The organism is Bacillus sp. BF2-3 (assembly GCF_008368795.1).
GTDB lineage: Bacteria > Bacillota > Bacilli > Bacillales > Bacillaceae_G > Bacillus_A > Bacillus_A cereus.
Genome location: NZ_QOSA01000044.1, coordinates 84,570 through 106,308, shown reverse-complemented (window position 1 = coordinate 106,308; position 21,739 = coordinate 84,570). Strand labels below are relative to the sequence as shown.

Genomic DNA, 21,739 nt, shown 5'->3' with positions numbered 1-21,739 from the left:
GGCTCGGTAGCTCAGTCGGTAGAGCAGAGGACTGAAAATCCTCGTGTCGGCGGTTCGATTCCGTCCCGAGCCACCATTTTTTTTATGCCGGCTTAGCTCAATTGGTAGAGCAACTGACTTGTAATCAGTAGGTTGGGGGTTCAAGTCCTCTAGCCGGCATCATTTAGGGGCATAGTTTAAAGGTAGAACTGAGGTCTCCAAAACCTCCAGTGTGGGTTCGATTCCTACTGCCCCTGTAAAGTATATGGGCCTATAGCTCAGCTGGTTAGAGCGCACGCCTGATAAGCGTGAGGTCGATGGTTCGAGTCCATTTAGGCCCACCATATATTATTCCGCAGTAGCTCAGTGGTAGAGCTATCGGCTGTTAACCGATCGGTCGTAGGTTCGAGTCCTACCTGCGGAGCCATGGCCCGTTGGTCAAGTGGTTAAGACACCGCCCTTTCACGGCGGTAACACGGGTTCGAATCCCGTACGGGTCATACAAAAAAGAGTCAGCATTATGCTGGCTCTTTTTTATTTTGTTAATCCTTTTTATTACGTTACTTTCCAGAAATAAATAAAGGAATTTTGGAAAAGCTATGGTATGTATAAAAAGGAGGAAATCATAATGACACGAGTGAGAGACTTAATGAGTACCCATATTGTACATTGTACACCGCTAGACAATGTATATGAGGCAGCTGTAAAAATGAAGGAAGAATCGATTGGATTAATTCCTGTTGTTGAAAATGAGCAAGTTGTTGGGCTTGTTACTGATCGTGATTTAGTCGTTCGAGGGATTGCTGAAAAACATCCTGGATCTAATAAGATTACAAATGTAATGACAACAAATATTATCTCAGTTTCTCCAAATGATTCTATTGAAAAAGCTACAGAGCTAATGGCACAGCATCAAATTAGACGATTACCAGTAGTTGATAGTGGTCAACTTATTGGCATGTTAGCACTAGGAGATTTAGCTATAAGGGAATCAGCAGATGATCAAGCTGGATTTGCCTTGAGCGAAATCTCAGAGCGTACAGAGTAAATTGAAACTTTCATTAACCGAGAGTTTAATGGTCACTCATAAAGAGCTAAATTATATATAAATTTCAGATACATTATTCTAGTATATATGGATTAAACTAATATGTTAGCGTGATGTATCTGAGACATTATATAATAAGTATGTGGTTAATAATTTCGACATTTTTTTAAAATTTGTTATTCTTAATTTTTAATAAGAGAAAAGATGATATACTGATAGATATAAGTATTATGAGAGATTTTGAATATAACAATATTAATTTTTAGTGGTGCGATAATAAATTAATATTTCCTACATAGATGAAAAGGGAAGGGGAATTATATGAAGGCTGTACAGGGCGATCCAAATTGGAATTTGGTTACAGATACATATATAGAACCAAATAATTTCGCTGAATTATTTTCTTTGCTTGTACCTTGTCACCCAAAAGGTGAGGGGAAAGAACGAACTATATTAGTATGGAAAGAGAAAGAATTTTATAAAGAAGAAAATTTAGCGGCATTTATCGTATATGGCATGAATAAAGCAAAGAAATTACCGCAGTTTCATAAAGATGAAATTCCAACTTTAGTGCGTATTCTTCGCTTATGCCAAGAGATTGGTTGGTATGAAGAGGCAAATGATTTTATGATAGCGCAAGGATTAGCTGAGTTTGTTCATACTTCATTGGAATATGAAACATGGGATCTTTTGACGCAATCAGTTGCTTTAAATTATTTAATTATTAAATATCGTATAGGTGAATTGACAGATAGGGATATTGAAATTTGGGATAGAGTTAAATTTAATGAGAAGTGTATAACCGATTGTAAACATTTATTATCTCATAAAGAAGTATTGGAATTTACATTCTTTTATATGTGCAAGAGAGCGAAATCATTATCAAAAGAGCAATTAAATAGTGATATGATGAGTTTAGCAATGTATTGTAATACTTTTGTATATGATTTGTATACACATGATTTATTACGGAAATATCGTAAGTGTACAGATTTCCTATCATATTATGGACCTAGTCAGGCAGTTTTAGCATGTCAAAGAGCTGTATTATCTCAAATTTCCGATCGCTTAGACCCATTAAAGACAACGCATGTAGATGATTATTTATATGTGATGAAAGAAATGATGGAGCATATGACGATAGGAGTAATGGATCGATATGGTCATTTTATTGGAAAGCTACTATCTTATGTGCCATTTTTCGAAATGATACAAGTTCCACAGCATGCATATTATTGTGAAGAATTACTGTATATTTGTAAGGGCATTGAATATAAAGAAGAAACACTACGCAATTATATATTTATACAATTACATGATTGTTTACCATCATTTTTTAGGCTATTTCTTAAAAATAAGCGTTACGCAACGATTCATGATATTCTTTTCTATTGGTGCGATGACGAACAACGAATGAGCTTAGAGAAAAAATATAATCTGAGCTTTATTTATGAAAAATATGCTTGTGGATAAACAATATTTTCGATATGAAAAATTAATATAAATTAAAAAGGATCTCCAGTTTATGTGAGATCCTTTTTTGTTAGTAAAACAAGGAGAAAGTGATTAAGACAAGAAACAACATTCCATATAGGAGAAGTTGTGCAGTATAACTTCCTTGTATACCAAAAAAAGTATTGGCTTTCTTATACAAATGCAATATGTATTTTATTGGAGCATCTTTGAAAGATTGGTACACAGGGTCTCCTCTTTCTAAGCTTCTTGTTTTTGTTTTTGGTTATAAGGGACATTAATATATCTAGCTACAAATAATAAAACAGCCATAAAGAATACTGGAAATACAGTAGATAAATAAAAGCCATTACTAATTATATTTGTTATGAGAGCACTCAAAAGAAAAATAGCATTATAAATATGGGCAATTTTTTGTTTTAGTTGCACTTGAAATGATTCCATCATAATTTCTAATGCAACAAAAGCAATAATAATAGATAAAAATACAATGTTTGTATTGTAAATGATTAAACAACAGATTAAACCTAAAAAGGCTACGTATTCAATTATAAGAGGTATATTGCGTGGCATACAATTTACCTAACTAAATATGGCAGTGGATTTACTGCATTTGTTTTTTCAAAATTCCATTCTCCATTATGTAATTCAAAATGAAGATGTTGCCCGTATGAATGACCTGTGTTTCCCATATGACCTATTAATTGTCCAGTTTGTACTTGATCACCAGCTTGTACAGTGCGATCCTTCATATGAGCATAAACAGTTGTATATAATTTCCCATTGATTTGATGCGCAATGAAAACAACATTGCCATAGCTAGCTGAATAATAAGATTTCACAACTTTACCTGCAGCAGCAGCTTGGATAGAGACGTTTCCTGGAGCGGCAATATCTATACCATAATGCATTTGTTCCCAGCGTATATCAAAGGTTGAGCTAATTCTTCCTTGAGCGGGGAATTTGAAAGCAGCTGGAATTGATGAAGGCTGATCTGTTTTAGCTTGTGGTTGATTTTGTACTACATAGTGTTTTGCTACATATCCGTATCCTGTGCCAAAACGAATTTTATACCAAGTACCTACAGTTTCTACTACTTGTACTTGAGTACCGTTTTGTAATGAACCGAGTAGAGCGCTACTTGTACTAGCGGTGCTACGTACATTTAGATTAGGTGTTGCAACAGTATATTTTGTATTATTTTGAACGGTGATTCCTTTTACTAAGGGTTGTGAACCATTAGAGATGAATGCTTTTTGTACGTAACCTGTTTGGCCATTATGTGATATTTTATACCATTCGCCTTGATCTTCTTGAACGGTAATAAACTTACCATTTGGTAATACATCTAAAATGGAAGATTCTAAATTAGGTTCAGAGCGAACGTTTAATGCATTAGCATTAACGATGTATTGATCATTAGATTGAAGTTTGTTTTTTAGTAAAATAGCATCTTTTTGTACATAACCTACTTTATTATGAACAGATACTTTATACCAACTATTAGTTGTTTCAATGATGTTCACTTTTGTATTAAAGCGAATTGTATCAATTGATGTGCTTTTTACGTTATCTTCTGTATGTAATGCTACTTGATCGACTTTGACATACCCAGTTTTAATATTAGATAATTGTTCAGCGTTTGCTTTTTGTACATTTGTTTCACCCATAGAAGGAAGTAAAGAAGCAATCGCTACAGTAGTTGCTGTTAAAGCAGTAGCTTTCATATTCATGGAATAGAGACCTCCTCTAGTTGTATAGTTGTAATTTTATTATAGTATAAAGATATAATATAGTGGGGGTATTCACATAAATGTAATATGAAATCAATATAAAAATAAATTTTTTGAGGATAATGATTCCTTTTTATACAATTAATTGGGGTTTTATTTTCTAAAATAGAATGTATGTATTGTATAATTTTGATATTATGTTGATAATTAAGAAAATTAAAAAAGTTGATGATGTCTTATTAGGGTGTTATACTGACAGTGATAATTTTATAGTTTGCTAGGAGAGCTGGTGTTGCCAGCTGAGAGTAGGCCGTAAGCCTTTGATCCTTTTTATTACCTGATCTAGATTATGCTAGCGTAGGGAAGCAATTCGGACACTAACAATGAGTCCCCGTTTCTTTACGTATAGAAACGGGGCTTTTTTATTTGAAAATTTCATATTGAAACCACTAGGGGTGCTTGACTTGCTGAGAGAGGAATAATCCTTAACCCTTACAACACCTGATCTAGGTAATACTAGCGAAGGGAAGTGGAACATCGAATAAATGTATAACTTTATTTGCTGTAACCACTTCTTATATATAGAAGTGGTTTTTTATTTAGATACATATATTGAAAGGGGATAGAGAAATGAAATTTTGCGATAGATTATTAGAAACTGTGCAACCGGTTTGGGAGATGAGTCATAATCATCCGTTTGTAGTGGGTATGGGAGATGGCACGTTAGAAAAAGATAAATTTCAGTATTATATTATTCAAGATTATTTATATCTGCTAGATTATGCAAAGTTATATGCGATTGGTGTTGTAAAAGCAACGAATCCACAAGTAATGGGAAAGTTCGCTGAACAAATTGATGGTATATTAAATGGCGAAATGACAATCCATAAACAATATGCAAAAAGACTTGGAATTTCTATAGAGGAGATAGAGTCTGCGAAACCATCTGCTAAAAATTTAGCTTATACAAATTACATGATGTCTGTATCTCAAAATGGCACACTTGCGGAATTAATAGCAGCGCTTCTTCCATGTATGTGGAGCTATTGGGAAATTGGAAAGCGTTTAAATGATATTCCTGGAGCAAGAGATCATGAGTTTTTTGGTGAGTGGATTCAAGGATATAGTTCGGAAGAATACGGTAATCTTTGTATTTGGTTAATAGATTTATTAAATGAAATGGCAGTTGGAAAGTCTGAGAAAGAACTAGAAAGATTAGAGGAGATCTTCTTATATTCCAGTCGATTTGAATATTTATTCTGGGATATGTCCTATCGTAAGGAGATGTGGGGATTTGAGGAGCAAGAACATACTACAGTTTCATAATGTTTCTTTTCATTACGATGAGAAACCAATCATCCATGAATTAAATGCTTCTATACATGAGAAAGAGTTTGTCAGTATTATCGGACCGAGTGGATGTGGAAAAAGTACTTTATTTCGCCTTATTACAGGTCTAGAAAAGGTAAGTACTGGACAGATAGAACTGACAGAAACAAAGAACCATCCTGTAGGATATATGCCGCAAAAAGATATGCTTTTGCCGTGGAGAACAATTATTGAGAATGCTGCCCTGCCGCTAGAGTGCCAAGGTGTACAGAAGAAAGAAGCAGAAGTAAAGGCAAAGGAACTGTTACATAAATTTGGTTTGCAAGGGTATGAGAAAAAATATCCGAAAGATTTATCTGGTGGTATGAGACAACGTGTATCTTTTATTCGAACTTTATTAACAGGCGGGGAGATATTGCTGTTAGATGAACCGTTTAGTGCGTTGGATGCTTTAACGAAGGCCTCTTTGCAAGAATGGTTGTTTGAACAATGGCAAGAGTGGGAAAAAACAATTTTATTCATTACTCATGATGTTGAAGAAGCGTTATTTCTTTCAAACAGAGTTTTAGTAGTGGAACAGCAGCCGATAACGACTTTGACTGAGCGGACTGTACCGCTTGATCATAACAGAACACGAAAAGATTTATATAAACCGGAAGTATTAGCGCTGAAAGATGAGCTTCTTAGTATGTTACAAAGGCAGGTACTTGTGTGATGAACCGATTGAAAGAATTAGTTCCTGCTATTACACTTTCTAGTATTTTACTAGCTGTGTGGGAAATAGGAGCAAGAATTGTAGATGAGATGTACATTTTACCGTCACCTTCTGCGATTTTAATGAAGATATGGAAACTAAAAGACATATTATTTACAGTTCATTTACCTGCAACGTTATACGTCGTTTTAATAGGTGTTGTTATCTCTATCGTATTAGGTGTAGGGCTAGCGATGTTAATGAATGCGAGTACATGGATGGAGAGAGCATTTTATCCATTATTAGTTGCTTCACAAACGATTCCGATTACTGCGCTTGCTCCGCTATTTGTTTTATGGTTTGGATATACAATTTGGAGTAAGGTTGTTGTCACAGTTTTAATTACGTTTTTCCCAATTGCGGTCAATACGTATGATGGACTGCGTAGTACGAAAAAAGAATGGGAGGAGCTCTTAGTTACATATGGAGCAACAAAAAGAGATATTTTTCTTAAATTAAAGTTGCCGTCTGCTCTTCCTTATTTTTTCTCAGCTTTAAAAATTGCAGTTCCGCTTAGTGTTATCGGAGCAGCAATTGGAGAATGGCTCGGTGCACAAGCTGGGCTTGGATATTTCAGTAAGAGAATGATGACGCAGTTAGATGGAGCTGGCGTATTTGCACCTATTGTATTGTTATCATTATTAGCTATTTTCTTCGTCGTAATTATTTCCATATTAGAAAAGAAATTCATTAGTTGGAGGAAGCATTCATGAAATTTTTAAAGCACATCTTTGTGTTTACATTATTAATTGCAATAATTGCAGGATGTTCGAGTAATTCAGCATCAGACAAAAGTAAAAAAGAGAAAGAAATAACAGTCATGTTAGATTGGTATCCAAATGCGGTACATAGCTTTATCTATGCAGCAATTGAAAAAGGATACTTTAAAGAAGAAGGTGTAAAGGTAAATATTAAATTCCCTTCTAATCCGACTGATCCATTAACGCTGGCAGCAGCAGGGAAGGTGACAGTTGGCTTGTATTATCAGCCAGATGTTGTTATGGCGAAAGCGAATGAGCAAATTCCAGTGAAATCAATTGGGGCTGTCGTACGTTCACCATTAAATCATGTTGTATCACTGAAATCAGCGGGCATTCAATCACCGAAAGATTTAGAAGGAAAAACAGTAGGATACTCTGGAACACCATTAAGTGAGATGTATTTAAAAACGATGGTAAAAGAAGCTGGTGGTAATCCTGATACAGTGAAAGTAGTAGATGTTGGCTTTGATTTAGTACCAGCATTAATTACGAAGAAAGTAGATGCGGTAACAGGGGCATACATTAACCATGAAGTACCTGTTATGCGTCATGAAGGCAATGAACCAGCGTACTTTAATCCAGCTGATTACGGAGTACCAAACTATCATGAGCTTGTGTTTGTAACAGGTGATAAAACGTTGAAAAAAGATAAAGAGGCGTTGCAAGCTTTCTTACGTGGTACGAAAAAAGGCTATGATTTCATGAAGAAAAACCCAGATGAAGCATTGAATATTTTATTAAATCATCAAGAAAAAGAAAACTTCCCACTTGTGCCAGAAGTTGAAAAGGAAAGTATGAAAATTTTATTAGAGAAGATGGAAACGAAAGATGAGCCATTCTTATCAGATTCAAAAGAATCTTGGGAGAAACAAAATAAGTGGCTGAAGGACAAAGGAATGACGAAAGAAACCGTCCCAGCCGATGAATTATTCGAAAATATTTTAAAGTAGGCGAATGAATATGAAAAATGAGCTCCACGTAATCTCAAATGGCCATATGCCATTCGAAGAGTTAGTGAATGTAGCGATGCAAATTGAGAGTGAGATTGATTATTTGCATATTCGTGAGCGTGAGAAGAGTACGAAGGAATTATATGAAGGTGTGGAAAGTCTATTAATGGAGGGCTTTCCAGCTTCTAAAATTGTCATAAACGATCGAATTGATATTGCAATTTTATTAAATATTCCTCGTGTTCAACTAGGATATCGAAGTACAGATGTAAAGTCAGTGAAAGAAAAGTTTTCGTATTTGCATGTCGGTTATTCTGTGCATTCGCTAGATGAAGCAATAGTAGCTTTTAAAAATGGAGCGGATTCACTCGTTTATGGCCATGTATTTCCGACAGATTGTAAAAAAGGTGTGCCAGCGAGAGGGCTTGAAGAAATTTCAGACATTGCAAGGTGTTTATCTATACCGATTACAGCAATTGGAGGAATTACCCCAGAAAACACAGTGGATGTTCTTACTAACGGTGTAAGCGGTATAGCAGTTATGTCTGGAATTGTAAGTAGTAGTAACCCGTATAGCAAAGCGAAATCTTATAAGGAATCAATAAGAAAGTGGGCGGAAAAACATGTGTGAGAAGTATGATGTAGCGATTATTGGTGGTGGTGTAATTGGTAGTTCAGTTGCACATTTTCTAGCAGAAAGAGGACATAAAGTAGCGATTGTGGAGAAGCAAAGTATTGCATCGGAAGCTTCAAAAGCAGCTGCTGGTTTACTTGGTGTTCAGGCAGAATGGGATGCGTATGATCCGCTATTTGAACTTGCTAGAGAAAGCCGAGCTATATTTCCACAACTTGCAGCAGTTTTACGTGAAAAGACGGGTGTTGATATTGGATATGAAGAAAAAGGAATTTATCGTATTGCTCAAAATGAAGATGAGAAGGAAAGAATTCTTCACATTATGGATTGGCAGCAGAAAACAGGTGAAGATTCTTATTTTCTAACGGGAGACCATGTGCGGGAAAAAGAGCCATATCTATCCGAATCTATTATAGGAGCAGTATATTATCCGAAAGACGGTCATGTTATTGCACCAGAGCTTACGAAAGCATTCGCACATTCTGCAGCGATTTCCGGTGCTGATATATATGAACAGACAGAAGTATTTGATATCCGTATTGAAAATAATAAAGTGACTGGAGTTATTACAAGTGAAGGTATTGTCACATGTGAGAAAGTCGTTATTGCAGGAGGTTCATGGAGCACGAAGTTACTCAGTTATTTTCACCGCGATTGGGGTACATATCCAGTTAAAGGAGAAGTGGTTGCGGTAAGAAGTAGAAAACAACTTTTAAAAGCACCTATTTTTCAAGAAAGATTTTACATTACTCCAAAGCGCGGTGGACGTTACGTAATTGGGGCAACAATGAAGCCACATACGTTCAATAAAACTGTGCAGCCAGAAAGTATAACTTCTATATTAGAGCGTGCTTATACAATATTGCCAGCTTTAAAAGAAGCAGAATGGGAAAGCACGTGGGCAGGATTAAGACCACAATCGAATCATGAAGCTCCTTATATGGGAGAGCATGAAGAAATAAAAGGTTTATATGCTTGCACGGGCCATTATCGAAACGGTATTTTATTAAGTCCTATTTCTGGCCAATATATGGCTGATTTAATAGAAGGAAAGCAAGAGAATCATTTGCTAGATTCATTGCTTTCTAGAAGAGTTTAGAAAGGGGATGGAAGTTTGAATTTAAAAATTAATGGTAACCAAATTGAAGTGCCAGCGAGTGTAAAAACAGTAGCTGAGCTACTTACACATTTAGAGCTAGATAACAGAATTGTTGTAGTAGAGCGTAATAAAGATATTTTACAAAAAGATAATCATACAGATACATCTGTTTTTGATGGAGACCAAATTGAGATTGTAACTTTCGTAGGAGGCGGTTGATTATGTTAAACATTGGACCATTTTCATTTCATTCTAGACTTTTATTAGGAACAGGTAAATTCCCTGATTTTGACGTACAGCAAAAGGCAATTGACGTTTCTGAAGCTGAAATTTTAACGTTTGCAGTACGTCGTATGGATATCTTTGATGCAAAGCAACCTAATTTATTAGAGAAACTTGATGTGAAAAAATATACGTTATTACCAAATACAGCAGGAGCAAAAAACGCTGAAGAGGCTGTTCGTATTGCAAAATTAGCAAAAGCTTCTGGGCTTTGTGACATGATAAAGGTAGAAGTTATTGGTGATGATAGAACGTTATTACCTGATCCGGTAGAAACATTAAAGGCATCTGAAATGTTACTGGAAGAAGGATTTATCGTACTTCCGTATACATCTGATGATGTTGTATTAGCACGTAAATTACAAGAGCTTGGCGTGCATGCGATTATGCCAGGAGCATCTCCAATCGGATCAGGACTTGGTATTGTAAATCCATTAAATTTGAGCTTCATTATTGAACAAGCGACAGTACCAGTTATCGTTGATGCCGGTATTGGTAGCCCAGCTGATGCGGCATTTGCAATGGGATTAGGAGCAGATGGCGTGTTATTAAATACAGCTGTATCAGGAGCAAAAGATCCTATTAAAATGGCACAAGCAATGAAATTAAGTATTGAAGCAGGCCGTTTAGGATTTGAAGCAGGTCGCATTGCACGTAAGCGTTGTGCAACTGCAAGTAGTCCTTTAGAAGGAATGAGCGTAGTTGAATAATCGATATTCTCGCCAAGAACTATTTTCTCCAATTGGAGAAGAAGGACAGCAAAAGATAAGAGAAAAGCATGTGCTTATTATCGGTGCAGGTGCATTAGGTAGTGCAAATGCAGAGATGTTTGTAAGAGCAGGTGTTGGCAAGATAACAATTGTTGACCGTGATTATGTAGATTGGAGTAATTTACAAAGACAACAATTGTATGCAGAGAGCGACGTAAAGAATAATCTTCCAAAAGCTATAGCGGCTAAAAAACGTTTAGAAGAGATTAATAGTGATGTAACAATAGAAGCTCTCGTTCAAGATGTAACAGCTGAAGAGCTAGAAGAACTTGTTATAAATGTTGATGTAATTATTGATGCGACTGATAATTTCGAAACGCGCTTTATTGTAAATGATATATCACAAAAATATTCTATTCCATGGATTTACGGTGCATGTGTAGGTAGTTACGGTCTTTCTTACACAATCCTTCCTAGTAAAACACCATGTTTATCATGTTTATTACAGTCGATTCCGCTTGGCGGGGCAACATGTGATACAGCGGGTATTATATCACCTGCTGTATCTCTTGTCGTTTCTCATCAAGTAACAGAAGCTCTTAAACTGTTAGTAGAAGATTACGAATCACTTCGAGATGGGCTTGTATCGTTTGATATGTGGAAGAATGAGTATTTATGTATGAATGTGCAAAAACTTCGCCAGCATAATTGTCCTTCATGCGGAGAGAATGCATTATATCCGTATTTAAATAAAGAAAACACATCAAAAACAGCAGTTTTATGCGGGCGAAATACAGTTCAAATTAGACCACCTCATAAAGATGAAATGAATTTTGAACAATATAAAGAGTTGTTGGAAGGTCGTGTAAATGATTTAAATATAAATCCATATTTACTATCATTTTCTGTTGAAGACAAGAGGTTAGTAGCCTTTAAAGATGGCCGTGTGCTCGTACATGGAACGAAAGATATAAGCGAAGCAAAAACAATTTATCATCGCTATTTTGGATAGAAAAGGATGAGTGGGATGAAAGTGAATAAAGCTTTAACAATTGCAGGGTCTGATAGCGGCGGCGGTGCTGGAATTCAGGCAGATTTAAAAACATTCCAAGAGCTTGGTGTATACGGAATGACGGCTATTACGGCAATTACTGCTCAAAACACGCTTGGCGTTCAAGGGGTATATCCTGTTCCGTTAGAAGGTATTACAGAACAGCTGAATTCAATTGGTACGGATTTAACACCAGATGCAGTGAAACTAGGAATGTTATTTAGTAGTGAAATAATTCAAATTGTTGCAGAACAAATTAAAAAATTTGGCTGGAATAATATTGTGCTAGATCCCGTTATGATCGCAAAAGGCGGTGCATCATTATTACAGCAAGAAGCAGTTCATGCATTAAAAGAATATTTATTACCAGTAGCAACCGTTATAACACCGAATGTTCCAGAAGCAGAAGTGTTAACTGGGGTGGAGATTCATAATGTTGAAGATAGTAAGGAAGCTGCAAAAGTATTGCACGAAGTAGGTGCTAAATATGTGCTTATGAAGGGCGGACATGCAGAATATCAAGGTAATGAAGTAATTGATTTCCTCTTTGATGGAGAAGAATTTATTGAGTTTAGAAGCGAGCGAATTCCTTCAAAGCAAACGCACGGAAGTGGGTGCACATTTGCTTCAGCGGTTACAGCAGGACTTGCGAAAGGATACTCAATTGAAGATGCTGTTCAAGAAGCAAAACGATTTATTAGTATAGCAATTGAAGAGCCATTGAATATTGGTAGTGGTCATGGACCAACGAATCATTTTGCGTATAAAGTGAATAGAACGCGTGTATAGATAAGTGAAAAGCCAGTTTTATAACTGGCTTTTTTTCTGTTTACTTTTTCAAAATACAGGAGTAATATATCAGCCAGAATATATTTTTTTGTAAACGCTGAGTCCAATTATATGGAGCGGAGGAACCAATTTGTGCAGTGTCACTAGGGGTGAATCTTTCAAATTTGAAAGTAGGGCTACTCTCAAAGCCCGAATCCGACAGCTAACTTCGTAAGCGTCTTGAGAGAGGACGGTGCCATGATGGATACATCACTTCATCGATCTGATTAGTATAGGGGAATATCAATCTATGTTTGATTTCTTTTATACTAAGGAGGATGAGGTACATGGAACTAACACTTATTTGTGTTGGAGAAGAAAGTAAGGTAAATAGTTTAAGAGATCTAGTTGCATTTCAACATGAGTTAGTTATTTTTACAGCAAATGAAGAGGTAGCGGCTGAAGTTAGGAATTGTGGGTTTGATTGGACTTATAGTTGTAGTAAGGAGCAGGATTTTACTAGTATTTGTGAGTGTATTAAGAAGGTCATTTTACTAGGGGATGAGCTTCCAATCGTTAGTTTCTTCACAGAACACATTCGTTTTTCTTTTCAAGCACCTATTACTGTTGTTACAAGGAATAAACGATATCCAGCGAGGCTCTATGAAACCATTGGAGCTAAGTTTGTCGTGTTTACAAATTGTGATAATATTTCTTTTTTATTTTTTGAATAGGGCGGGGGAAGAAATGATGAAGGTACTATTACTTGGAGATATAGCAAATCGTTGGGCAGTATCGGTAGAGCGAGTTCAAGAATTGGTCCAGATTGATCCCCTTTTTCCAGGGCCATATATTATATTACCATCAAAAGATGCTTTGTATTTAGAGATGGATATTACCGAGTATGAGCAGCTACATGCAGAATTGACACAAGTTTATATTCGTGGGAGAAATTTACGTGCATTTTTACGAGGAGAATAAAGGTTGAATAAAAAAGAGCGAATGCTGAGTGCAACAAGCTATGCACTTCATGTCATTCGCTCTTTTTATTTCATATTTAAAAGGTCATTTTTAAGAAAAGAAAAGAGAAATAAAGAAAATAGATGAAATAACAGTAATAATCTTCAATGTAAGCGTTTAAATGAATGTAAATATTATTATTTTCAGTAATTTACCCCTTTACAAGTGAAATATAGAGGAGTATATTTACTCTCATAAATCATTCATAAAATTTCCAAAAAAACCTAAAATCGCTGAGTTCCAGAAATGGAGCGGGGGAACCAATTTTGTGCATCGTCACTTGGGGTGAATCTTTCAGTTTTGAAAGTAGGGCTACTCTTTAGGCCCGAATCCGACAGCTAACCTCGTAAGCGTTTAGAGAGGAGGTTTACTTTTTGTTGTTCATTTTTTGAACACTGAGTAGAGCTCAGTGTTCTTTTTTAATATTTAAATGGTAAATTTTAACAAAAAGAGAGGGATAGTTATGTTAGATGTTGTAATGGTCGGGATTTTTATTTTATTAGTTGCATCGATGGCAAGTCTTGCAAGTTGGTCAGATAAAGTTGTGAAAGAAGGAAAGCAATCATGATGATTGTCTTATCGGTTATTGTCGCAGCAATTACAGTGTATTTAGTGTATGCATTATTAAATCCAGAGAAGTTTTAATTAGGGGGAATCATTCATTATGATTTGGGTTGCAGTCATTATTACAATGCTCTTGTTTATTTTAGTAGCAAAGCCAACGGGGATTTATTTAGAAAAAGCTTTTCAAGGTAGCAAAACGTTAGATAAAGTATTCGGGCCTTTTGAAAAACTTATTTTTAAAATTACGGGTGTAAAAGCATACAATCAAACGTGGAAACAGTACGCATTATCATTAGTTTTATTAAATGGATTTATGATCGTTGTCGTATACTTCATTTTCAGATTACAAGGTGTGCTGCCACTAAATCCAGCGCATATTGAAGGGATGGAGCCTACGCTCGCTTTTAATACAGCAATTAGTTTTATGGCTGATACAAACTTACAGCATTATAGCGGTGAAAATGGTTTATCTTATTTATCACAATTAATCGGAATTACATTTTTAATGTTTGCGGCACCAGCAACGACATTAGCGCTCGTTATGGCTTTTATAAGAGGACTTGCTGGAAAAGAACTTGGTAACTTTTTCGTTGATTTTACGAGAGCGTTAACGAGAGTGTTTCTTCCTATTGCATTTATTGCGGCACTAGTTTTTGTCGCACTTGGCGTACCACAAACGTTAGATGGGGCGGTTACAGCACAAACGATTGAAGGTGCAAAGCAAAGTATTTTACGTGGACCTGTTGCATCATTCGTTTCCATTAAGGAACTTGGAAATAACGGCGGTGGATTTTTCGGAGCAAACTCTACGCATCCTTTCGAAAATCCAGGACAAATGAGTAATATTTTGCAAATGATGCTTATGATGTTATTACCAACAGCACTTCCATTTACGTACGGACGAATGGTCGGAAATAAAAAACAAGGCCGCATCCTTTTCGTGTCACTATTTATGGTATTTTTACTAGGGTTTATAACGATTACGACATCTGAACTAAACGGGAACCCGGCATTAAATGGAATGGGTATCGAACATGTACAAGGAAGTACAGAAGGGAAAGAAGTACGATTTGGAACAGTATTTTCTTCACTATACGCAACGGTAACGACAGCTGCTGAAACAGGCGCTGTTAATACGATGCATGATACGTTAACACCAATTGGCGGTTTAGTTCCGCTTGTAAATATGATGTTAAATACTGTGTATGGCGGCGTTGGAGCAGGTTTTGTAAACATTATTATGTATGCAATTATCGCGGTGTTTATATCTGGGTTAATGGTTGGACGGACACCAGAGTTTTTAGGTAAAAAGATTGAAGGTAAGGAAATGAAATTAATCGCGGTCACGATTTTATTTCATCCATTGCTCATTTTAGGATTTTCGGCATTAGCTCTTTCAACAAATTTAGGGACGGATGCTATTTCTCATTCCGGTTTCCACGGTTTGACGCAAGTGGTATATGAATATACATCGTCAGCTGCGAATAACGGATCTGGATTTGAAGGATTAGGAGATAATACACCGTTTTGGAATATTACGACTGGTTTAGTTATGTTTTTAGGACGTTACTTCAGTTTAATTACGATGCTAGCTGTGGCAGCTTCATTGAAAGAAAAAACGGTAGTGCCAGAAACAGTCGGAACGTTCCGTACAGATAATAGTTTATTTGGTGGCATCTTCATCGGAACAATTGTAATTGTCGGTGCATTAACATTCTTCCCGATGTTAGTACTCGGTCCAATTGCAGAATTTCTTACATTGAAGTAATGGAGGGTAAATGATGAGACCGGTAGTAGTAAAAGAAAAACAATTAAATGAGTCACAAATACATGCTGTAGAAGATGAAGTTAGACAAGCGAAAACGATGGATCGTGATATCGTAACACATGCGATGAAGCAATCCGTTGCGAAATTGAATCCGAAAGTCATGATAAAGAATCCGATTATGTTCGTTGTGGAAATTGGATTTATCATTACGTTCATTTTATCTTTTCTTCCAAGTAGTTCTAGTAGTATACCAGGATGGTTTAATATAACAGTTTCTCTCATTCTATTATTTACAGTTTTATTTGCGAATTTTGCAGAAGCATTAGCAGAAGGTCGTGGTAAAGCGCAAGCCGATTCTTTAAAGCAGTCGAAGAAAGATGTGTTTGCAAATGTAGTAAAAGAAAATGGAGACATTGTCCAAGTTTCAGCAACTGATCTTAGAAAAGGTGACGTTGTTATCGTAAAACAAGGAGAAATGATTCCAAGTGATGGCGAAGTAATCAAAGGATTAGCATCTGTAGATGAATCTGCAATTACAGGTGAATCAGCTCCTGTTATAAAAGAAGCAGGCGGTGATTTTTGTTCCGTAACAGGTGGAACGATGGTCGTAAGTGATGAAATTACAATTGTCATTACGAGTAATCCTGGTGAATCATTTATCGATAAAATGATTTCTTTAGTAGAAGGAGCTGCTCGTCAAAAAACGCCGAATGAGATTGCTTTAAATACAGTATTAACGAGCTTAACTCTTATTTTCTTAATCGTCGTTGTGACGTTGCCGATTTTTACAAATTATTTAGGTTTTCAAATTGATACTGCTGTACTTGTAGCGTTGTTAGTATGTTTAATTCCAACGACAATTGGTGGTTTGCTATCAGCGATTGGTATTGCGGGGATGGATCGGGTGACAAAATTTAACGTGCTAGCGATGTCAGGGAAAGCAGTAGAAGCTGCGGGCGATATTAATACAATTATTTTAGATAAAACAGGTACAATTACTTTTGGGAACCGAATGGCTCATACATTATTGCCTGTAGGAAATGAAACGATTGAGCAAGTTGGAAAGTGGGCCGCTATTAGTTCTGTTTTAGATGAAACACCAGAAGGTCGATCTGTTATCGAGTATGTGCAGGGAAAATCTATATCATATAATAGAGAACTTGCAGAACAAGGTGAGTTTGTTCCGTTTAAAGCAGAAACGAGAATGAGTGGTGTTGATTTACAAGACGGAACGAAAGTGAGAAAAGGTGCTGTAGGTGCCGTTATTGAATGGGTTGAGTCACAAGGCGGAACAATTCCGAAAGATGTAAATCAAAAAGCAGACTTAATTTCAAAAGAGGGCGGAACACCACTTGTAGTTGCAGTAGATAATCGTATTTACGGTTTAATTTATTTAAAGGATACAGTAAAAACGGGTATGCGTGAGCGTTTTGAACAGTTACGCCAAATGGGGATTAAAACGGTTATGTGTACAGGTGATAATCCGTTAACAGCAGCAACCATTGCAAAAGAAGCTGGAGTAGATGAATTCGTTGCCGAGTGTAAACCGGAAGATAAAATTGCTGTCATTAAAGCAGAGCAAGATAAAGGGAAACTTGTAGCGATGACAGGTGATGGTACAAATGATGCTCCAGCATTAGCACAGGCGGACGTTGGATTAGCGATGAACAGTGGTACGACAGCAGCGAAAGAAGCGGCAAACATGATTGATCTAGACTCGAATCCAACGAAAATTATTGAGGTTGTAGGAATCGGTAAGCAATTGTTAATGACGCGAGGTGCTTTAACGACGTTTAGTATTGCGAATGATATAGCAAAATATTTTGCAATCATTCCAGCAATGTTTACACTTGCGATTCCGCAAATGGAGGCATTGAACATTATGAAATTAACATCACCACTGTCAGCGATTTTATCAGCATTAATATTTAACGCTGTTATTATTCCATTACTCATTCCGTTAGCGATGAAAGGTATTGCATATAAACCGATGAGTTCTAATGCATTGCTTAGCCGAAACTTACTTATTTATGGGCTTGGCGGAGTTATCGTTCCGTTCATTGGAATTAAAGTAATTGATATAATTGTCGGCTTGTTCATATAAGGAAGAGGGGAAAAAGATGGAGAAGAAACAAAGTATACTATCACCAATTATCCGTATTACTTTTACATTTCTAGTGTTGTGCGGACTTGTATACCCGCTTATTGTTACTGGTATTGCACAAGCCGTGATGAAGGATAATGCGGATGGAAGTCTAATATATAATGATAAAAATGAAGTGATTGGTTCTAAATTAATCGGGCAAAACTTCACGGATCCACGTTATTTTCAAGGGCGTGTTTCTAGTATTGAATATAAGGCTGAAGCATCTGGTTCAAATAACTATGCACCATCTAATCCAGATTTAGAGAAGCGAGTAGAGAAAAGTATTGAAGAGTGGAAGAAACAAAATCCGAGCGTTCCAGTTACAGAAGTACCGATTGATTTAGTGACAAATTCAGGTTCAGGGCTTGATCCTGATATTAGTCCGAAGGCAGCTTCTGTGCAGGTGGATCGCATATCGAAATTAACGAATATTCCGAAAGAAAAACTTAATCAATTGATTAAAGATCAAACAGAAGGTGCTGCGCTTGGTTTATTTGGAGAGACCCGCGTAAACGTCTTAAAGCTAAATTTGGCATTACAGGAATTAATGAAATAGTAACAGTGCTACCTCAATCTAACGGATTGAGGTAGCGTTGTTTCGAATGAAAGGTAGTGTTTATTTTGTATGCAGATGATTATGAACCGAAGTTTCAAAGGCGAACGCCAGAGGAATATTTAGAATATATTCGTCAGCAAAATCGCGGAAAGTTAAAGTTATATGTAGGAGCAGCTCCAGGCGTAGGAAAAAGTTATAAAATGCTCTTTGATGCAAGGGAAATGAAAAAAGATGGAATTGATATTGTAATTGGTTTAATTGAAACGCATGGAAGAAAAGAGACGGAAGAAGCAATTGCTGATTTAGAAAAAGTTCCTTTGAAAGAAATACAGTATAAAGGAAAGGTATTTTATGAGCTTGATGTGGAAGGAATAAAAAAACGCGCGCCGCAAGTAGTCGTAGTGGATGAACTTGCGCATAGTAATGTTCCTGGTTCTAAGCATAAAAAACGTTATATGGATGTGCAGGAATTGTTAGAGGCTGGTATATCGGTATTATCAGCTTTTAATATTCAACATTTAGAAAGTGTTCATGATATTGTAGCTCAAATTACGAATGTAAAAGTAAGAGAACGAGTTCCAGATTTTATTTTACAAAAAGCAAATGAAATTCAGCTCGTTGATGCAACACCGGAAGTACTTCGGAAGAGGTTAATAGACGGAAAGATATATAAAGAAGAAAAAATTCAGCAAAGCTTACAAAATTTCTTTACGCTTAATAATTTAGGAGCACTTAGGGAATTATCGCTTCGTGAAGTCGCTGACGATATGGACGAAAAGATTAGTCAAACAGTGATAGAACCAATCGGAGTGAAAGAAAAAATTCTCGTTTGTGTACAATACAGTTCAACAGCGGAGAAATTAATAAGACGGGGATGGCGCATGGCTGATCGGTTAAACGCTGAATTGTACGTATTAAACGTTGAGAGGGAAAATATAGATTCTATTTCAGCTGGAAAAAAGCAGACGATTGAAGAGTGGAAGTTGCTAACGAATCAATTTGATGCAAGTTTTGTATTAGAGGAAGCAAAGGGAAGAAAGCCAGCAGATGTTATTATTGAAGTGGCAAAAAGATTACAGGTGACGCAAATTTTACTTGGACAATCGGCTAGAACAAGGTGGGAAGAAATACGAAAAGGCTCTATTGTAAATGAAATTATGAGACAAACAAAGTATATTGATATTCATATTGTTGCGGATCAAAGAGGATAAATAGAGCCGACCTTTTTTGGGGCTCTATTTTGCTTTTTGTACAGAATGAAAACTTAGCATTTTCATTGTATATAAGATTACAAGTAAAAACATAATTGCACCTAGGAAGAAAATCCAAAAGTAATTTTGGTTAAATAAAAGAAATCCACCTATAAGTGGCCCTGTGCCCATACCAAGATAGCGGATGAAGTTGTACATACCGATAGCTGTTGCGCGTTCTTGTACGAATTCTTCTGTTAATAAAGTAGTGTGAGTTGGCATAGAAAGTCCCATACTAAAACCGTACAAAGATGTAACGATAATGATGAATGGGATATTGATGTTATATGTGAAAGAGAATAAAACGACACATATAACATTGAAGAAACTCGTAATAAATAAAGCTTGCTTTGTTGTGAGGCGTTTTTGCAAAAACTTGTAGCAAAAACTTCCTAGCATGATAGAAAGAGACATTGGTACAAACATAAGACCAATTTTATCTACAGTTAAATGAAATGAATTTGTTAAAATACTCGGTAAAAAAACGAGAAAGCAAAAGTAAATACAAAATTGAATGAAGCCAATAAGAGTAATAGAAAATCCAGTTTTATTTTTTAAGATAAGAGAGTAATTCTTTTGTGCTTTAGATTGTTTAATTATATTTGGCTTTGTTTCTGGGAGTAGTGAAATGTTTATAATTAATAAGATAATGCCAAGTGTAGATAAAAAGAGAAATACAGATAAGTGACCATTTATACTGCCAAGATAACCACCTATGAGAGGAGCCATTGCAGGTGCGAGGGCAAGTAACATTTGGTATAGGCTCATCGCTTCTCCGCGTTCTTTTCCTTCAAATAAATCGCCGATAATCGTTGCTGAAACTACAGGTATAGCCGCTATTCCTATAGCTTGAACAGCTCTAAAAAAGAGAAATAAATAAATGTTTGCCGAAAAGGCACATCCGATTGAACCAATTGTACTAATGACTAAACTAGGGATAAGGACAGATTTTCTCCCTTTTGTATCAATTAAAGGTCCATATACGAGCTGCATAATTGCAAGAACGAATGTGAAAAGTGAAACTGTTACATTTACAAGATAAAGAGAAGTGTGAAAAGAATTTTGAATCATCGGTAAGATAGGTGTGTAAATATTTTGAGCGAAGGAACCGAGTAAGGCACTAATACAGACAACATATAAAATGAAAGTTAGTTTAGATTTTTTCATCTTGTTAACCTCCTTGTATTTTGGTTTCCTTGGAAACTAAATTTATTTTAACATGATTTTCTCACTTGTAAAGATGAAAAAATAATTTTAAAATGGTATATAGTTAAATTGTTTCTTTGGAAACTTAGGAGGCGAACGGATTGAAGCATACAACGAAGCAAATGGAAATACTGTCGGACATTCGTACACTTTTGCATAAAAAAGAAGAACATTTAAAACGACAAAACGAGAAGTTTCTTCGTGAGACAGGTGTAAGTAGTATGTCTTTATCTGAGTTACATGTAATCGAATGTATCGGAAAAAATGGTTTGATGAATGTAACGGCAATTACGACAGAAATGGGCATGACGAAGGGAGCAATCTCTAAAATTTGTACAAAGTTGTTTCAAAAGCAATTCGTTGAGAAGCTGCAAATGTTAGATAATCAAAAAGAAATCTTCTTCAGCTTAACGGAGAGTGGGAATGAAATATATAAAGCTCATGAAAAATTGCATAAGCAAGCTGAAGAAAAGTGGTTGTTACTTTTAGATGGATATACGAAAGAAGAGCAAGACTTTATTCAAAGGTTTATAAAGGATGTCTCCGGTCATTTGGAAATATAATTGGAAGAAAAAACTCCTTTTTCTCAAGTCTTTTAAATATAATTTCTGAAAGAACTCATATATAATAGAAAAAGATACTTAACATGGTGAATAAT

At 36.0% G+C, this 21,739-nt stretch carries 25 protein-coding genes, 6 tRNA genes and 4 riboswitches; of the genes, 28 read left to right on the top strand and 3 right to left on the bottom strand.

All coding sequences use genetic code 11. The annotated features are described in order from the left end of the window. The 8 genes from DN401_RS25750 to DN401_RS25715 all read left to right on the top strand — a co-directional run bounded on the left by DN401_RS25750 (window position 1) and on the right by DN401_RS25715 (window position 2,500). Window positions 1–76, top strand: a tRNA-Phe gene (locus DN401_RS25750). A 10-nt stretch (window positions 77–86) separates the two neighbouring features. Then, a tRNA-Thr gene (locus DN401_RS25745) sits at window positions 87–159 on the top strand. A 6-nt stretch (window positions 160–165) separates the two neighbouring features. Further along, window positions 166–236 (top strand) — tRNA-Trp (locus tag DN401_RS25740). 10 nt (window positions 237–246) lie between these two features. Then, window positions 247–323 (top strand) — tRNA-Ile (locus tag DN401_RS25735). A gap of 8 nt (window positions 324–331) precedes the next feature. Beyond that, window positions 332–406 (top strand) — tRNA-Asn (locus DN401_RS25730). Between the two features lies 1 nt (window position 407). Next, window positions 408–479 (top strand) — tRNA-Glu (locus DN401_RS25725). A gap of 128 nt (window positions 480–607) precedes the next feature. Beyond that, window positions 608–1,027 carry a CBS domain-containing protein gene (locus tag DN401_RS25720; RefSeq protein WP_000199006.1) on the top strand — a complete coding sequence of 140 codons (420 nt, stop codon included), beginning with the start codon at window positions 608–610 and terminating at the stop codon, window positions 1,025–1,027. A 321-nt stretch (window positions 1,028–1,348) separates the two neighbouring features. Next, the gene (locus DN401_RS25715) at window positions 1,349–2,500 is read left to right on the top strand and encodes a DUF3965 domain-containing protein (protein ID WP_000648912.1); all 1,152 of its coding nucleotides are present in this window, start codon (window positions 1,349–1,351) and stop codon (window positions 2,498–2,500) included. A gap of 240 nt (window positions 2,501–2,740) precedes the next feature. On the opposite strand, the gene DN401_RS25710 is transcribed toward DN401_RS25715, so the two are convergent. After that, the gene (locus DN401_RS25710) at window positions 2,741–3,073 is read right to left on the bottom strand and encodes a hypothetical protein (RefSeq protein WP_001137823.1); all 333 of its coding nucleotides are present in this window, start codon (window positions 3,071–3,073) and stop codon (window positions 2,741–2,743) included. Between the two features lie 5 nt (window positions 3,074–3,078). After that, the gene (locus DN401_RS25705; protein WP_100654985.1) at window positions 3,079–4,233 is read right to left on the bottom strand and encodes an SH3 domain-containing protein; all 1,155 of its coding nucleotides are present in this window, start codon (window positions 4,231–4,233) and stop codon (window positions 3,079–3,081) included. 269 nt (window positions 4,234–4,502) lie between these two features. Then, window positions 4,503–4,614, top strand: a riboswitch (TPP riboswitch). 60 nt (window positions 4,615–4,674) lie between these two features. Then, a riboswitch (TPP riboswitch) is annotated at window positions 4,675–4,778 on the top strand. Window positions 4,779–4,863: 85 nt separating this feature from the next. Here DN401_RS25705 and tenA point away from each other — a divergent pair. The 19 genes from tenA to kdpDN all read left to right on the top strand — a co-directional run bounded on the left by tenA (window position 4,864) and on the right by kdpDN (window position 19,836). Continuing rightward, window positions 4,864–5,559 carry a thiaminase II gene (gene tenA, locus DN401_RS25700; RefSeq protein ID WP_000666827.1) on the top strand — a complete coding sequence of 232 codons (696 nt, stop codon included), beginning with the start codon at window positions 4,864–4,866 and terminating at the stop codon, window positions 5,557–5,559. Further along, window positions 5,528–6,277 carry an ABC transporter ATP-binding protein gene (locus DN401_RS25695; protein ID WP_001256795.1) on the top strand — a complete coding sequence of 250 codons (750 nt, stop codon included), beginning with the start codon at window positions 5,528–5,530 and terminating at the stop codon, window positions 6,275–6,277. The genes tenA and DN401_RS25695 overlap by 32 nt, the downstream gene beginning before the upstream one ends. After that, a complete protein-coding gene (locus DN401_RS25690) occupies window positions 6,277–7,029 on the top strand; it encodes an ABC transporter permease (RefSeq protein WP_001080853.1) in 753 nt (250 codons plus the stop codon). The genes DN401_RS25695 and DN401_RS25690 overlap by 1 nt, the downstream gene beginning before the upstream one ends. Next, window positions 7,026–8,027, top strand: coding sequence for an ABC transporter substrate-binding protein (locus DN401_RS25685; protein ID WP_100654984.1), 1,002 nt, complete (start codon window positions 7,026–7,028; stop codon window positions 8,025–8,027). Before DN401_RS25690 ends, DN401_RS25685 begins: the two co-directional genes overlap by 4 nt. A gap of 10 nt (window positions 8,028–8,037) precedes the next feature. Next, complete coding sequence (tenI, locus tag DN401_RS25680) at window positions 8,038–8,658, top strand: thiazole tautomerase TenI (RefSeq protein ID WP_000787170.1); 621 nt, start codon at window positions 8,038–8,040, stop codon at window positions 8,656–8,658. Beyond that, window positions 8,651–9,760, top strand: coding sequence for a glycine oxidase ThiO (gene thiO, locus DN401_RS25675; RefSeq protein WP_000333313.1), 1,110 nt, complete (start codon window positions 8,651–8,653; stop codon window positions 9,758–9,760). The genes tenI and thiO overlap by 8 nt, the downstream gene beginning before the upstream one ends. Before the next feature lie 15 nt (window positions 9,761–9,775). After that, window positions 9,776–9,979 carry a sulfur carrier protein ThiS gene (gene thiS, locus DN401_RS25670; protein WP_071740630.1) on the top strand — a complete coding sequence of 68 codons (204 nt, stop codon included), beginning with the start codon at window positions 9,776–9,778 and terminating at the stop codon, window positions 9,977–9,979. A 2-nt stretch (window positions 9,980–9,981) separates the two neighbouring features. Beyond that, window positions 9,982–10,752, top strand: coding sequence for a thiazole synthase (gene thiG, locus DN401_RS25665; protein ID WP_000931983.1), 771 nt, complete (start codon window positions 9,982–9,984; stop codon window positions 10,750–10,752). After that, complete coding sequence (thiF, locus tag DN401_RS25660) at window positions 10,745–11,764, top strand: thiazole biosynthesis adenylyltransferase ThiF (protein WP_100654983.1); 1,020 nt, start codon at window positions 10,745–10,747, stop codon at window positions 11,762–11,764. Before thiG ends, thiF begins: the two co-directional genes overlap by 8 nt. A gap of 15 nt (window positions 11,765–11,779) precedes the next feature. After that, window positions 11,780–12,592 carry a bifunctional hydroxymethylpyrimidine kinase/phosphomethylpyrimidine kinase gene (gene thiD, locus DN401_RS25655; protein ID WP_100654982.1) on the top strand — a complete coding sequence of 271 codons (813 nt, stop codon included), beginning with the start codon at window positions 11,780–11,782 and terminating at the stop codon, window positions 12,590–12,592. A gap of 85 nt (window positions 12,593–12,677) precedes the next feature. After that, a riboswitch (cyclic di-AMP (ydaO/yuaA leader) is annotated at window positions 12,678–12,825 on the top strand. 93 nt (window positions 12,826–12,918) lie between these two features. Then, entirely contained in the window at window positions 12,919–13,305 is a 387-nt protein-coding gene (locus DN401_RS25650; protein ID WP_000424087.1) for a hypothetical protein, read from the top strand. A 13-nt stretch (window positions 13,306–13,318) separates the two neighbouring features. Further along, on the top strand, window positions 13,319–13,552 hold the full coding sequence (locus DN401_RS25645; RefSeq protein ID WP_002025339.1) for a hypothetical protein: 234 nt from the start codon (window positions 13,319–13,321) through the stop codon (window positions 13,550–13,552). 3 nt (window positions 13,553–13,555) lie between these two features. Next, on the top strand, window positions 13,556–13,678 hold the full coding sequence (locus DN401_RS30345; RefSeq protein WP_001034421.1) for a hypothetical protein: 123 nt from the start codon (window positions 13,556–13,558) through the stop codon (window positions 13,676–13,678). A gap of 134 nt (window positions 13,679–13,812) precedes the next feature. Continuing rightward, window positions 13,813–13,958: riboswitch (cyclic di-AMP (ydaO/yuaA leader) on the top strand. A 96-nt stretch (window positions 13,959–14,054) separates the two neighbouring features. After that, window positions 14,055–14,159 carry a SipW-dependent-type signal peptide-containing protein gene (locus tag DN401_RS25640; protein ID WP_000887894.1) on the top strand — a complete coding sequence of 35 codons (105 nt, stop codon included), beginning with the start codon at window positions 14,055–14,057 and terminating at the stop codon, window positions 14,157–14,159. Then, window positions 14,156–14,236 carry a K(+)-transporting ATPase subunit F gene (gene kdpF / locus DN401_RS25635; protein WP_000973728.1) on the top strand — a complete coding sequence of 27 codons (81 nt, stop codon included), beginning with the start codon at window positions 14,156–14,158 and terminating at the stop codon, window positions 14,234–14,236. The genes DN401_RS25640 and kdpF overlap by 4 nt, the downstream gene beginning before the upstream one ends. A gap of 19 nt (window positions 14,237–14,255) precedes the next feature. After that, window positions 14,256–15,923, top strand: coding sequence for a potassium-transporting ATPase subunit KdpA (kdpA, locus tag DN401_RS25630; RefSeq protein WP_000638330.1), 1,668 nt, complete (start codon window positions 14,256–14,258; stop codon window positions 15,921–15,923). A gap of 13 nt (window positions 15,924–15,936) precedes the next feature. After that, a complete protein-coding gene (gene kdpB / locus DN401_RS25625) occupies window positions 15,937–18,027 on the top strand; it encodes a potassium-transporting ATPase subunit KdpB (protein ID WP_127063818.1) in 2,091 nt (696 codons plus the stop codon). Between the two features lie 16 nt (window positions 18,028–18,043). Further along, window positions 18,044–18,625, top strand: coding sequence for a K(+)-transporting ATPase subunit C (kdpC, locus tag DN401_RS25620; protein ID WP_000412608.1), 582 nt, complete (start codon window positions 18,044–18,046; stop codon window positions 18,623–18,625). 56 nt (window positions 18,626–18,681) lie between these two features. Continuing rightward, on the top strand, window positions 18,682–19,836 hold the full coding sequence (gene kdpDN, locus DN401_RS25615; RefSeq protein ID WP_074047467.1) for a KdpD-like non-kinase potassium sensor: 1,155 nt from the start codon (window positions 18,682–18,684) through the stop codon (window positions 19,834–19,836). A 24-nt stretch (window positions 19,837–19,860) separates the two neighbouring features. Here kdpDN and DN401_RS25610 read toward each other — a convergent pair whose 3' ends face one another. Next, window positions 19,861–21,042, bottom strand: a complete 1,182-nt coding sequence (locus DN401_RS25610; RefSeq protein WP_000748726.1) for an MFS transporter — start codon at window positions 21,040–21,042, stop codon at window positions 19,861–19,863. Window positions 21,043–21,182: 140 nt separating this feature from the next. On the opposite strand from DN401_RS25610, the gene DN401_RS25605 reads away from it, so the two are divergent. Further along, window positions 21,183–21,644, top strand: a complete 462-nt coding sequence (locus tag DN401_RS25605; RefSeq protein WP_000683326.1) for a MarR family transcriptional regulator — start codon at window positions 21,183–21,185, stop codon at window positions 21,642–21,644. The last annotated feature ends 95 nt before the right edge of the window (window positions 21,645–21,739 follow it).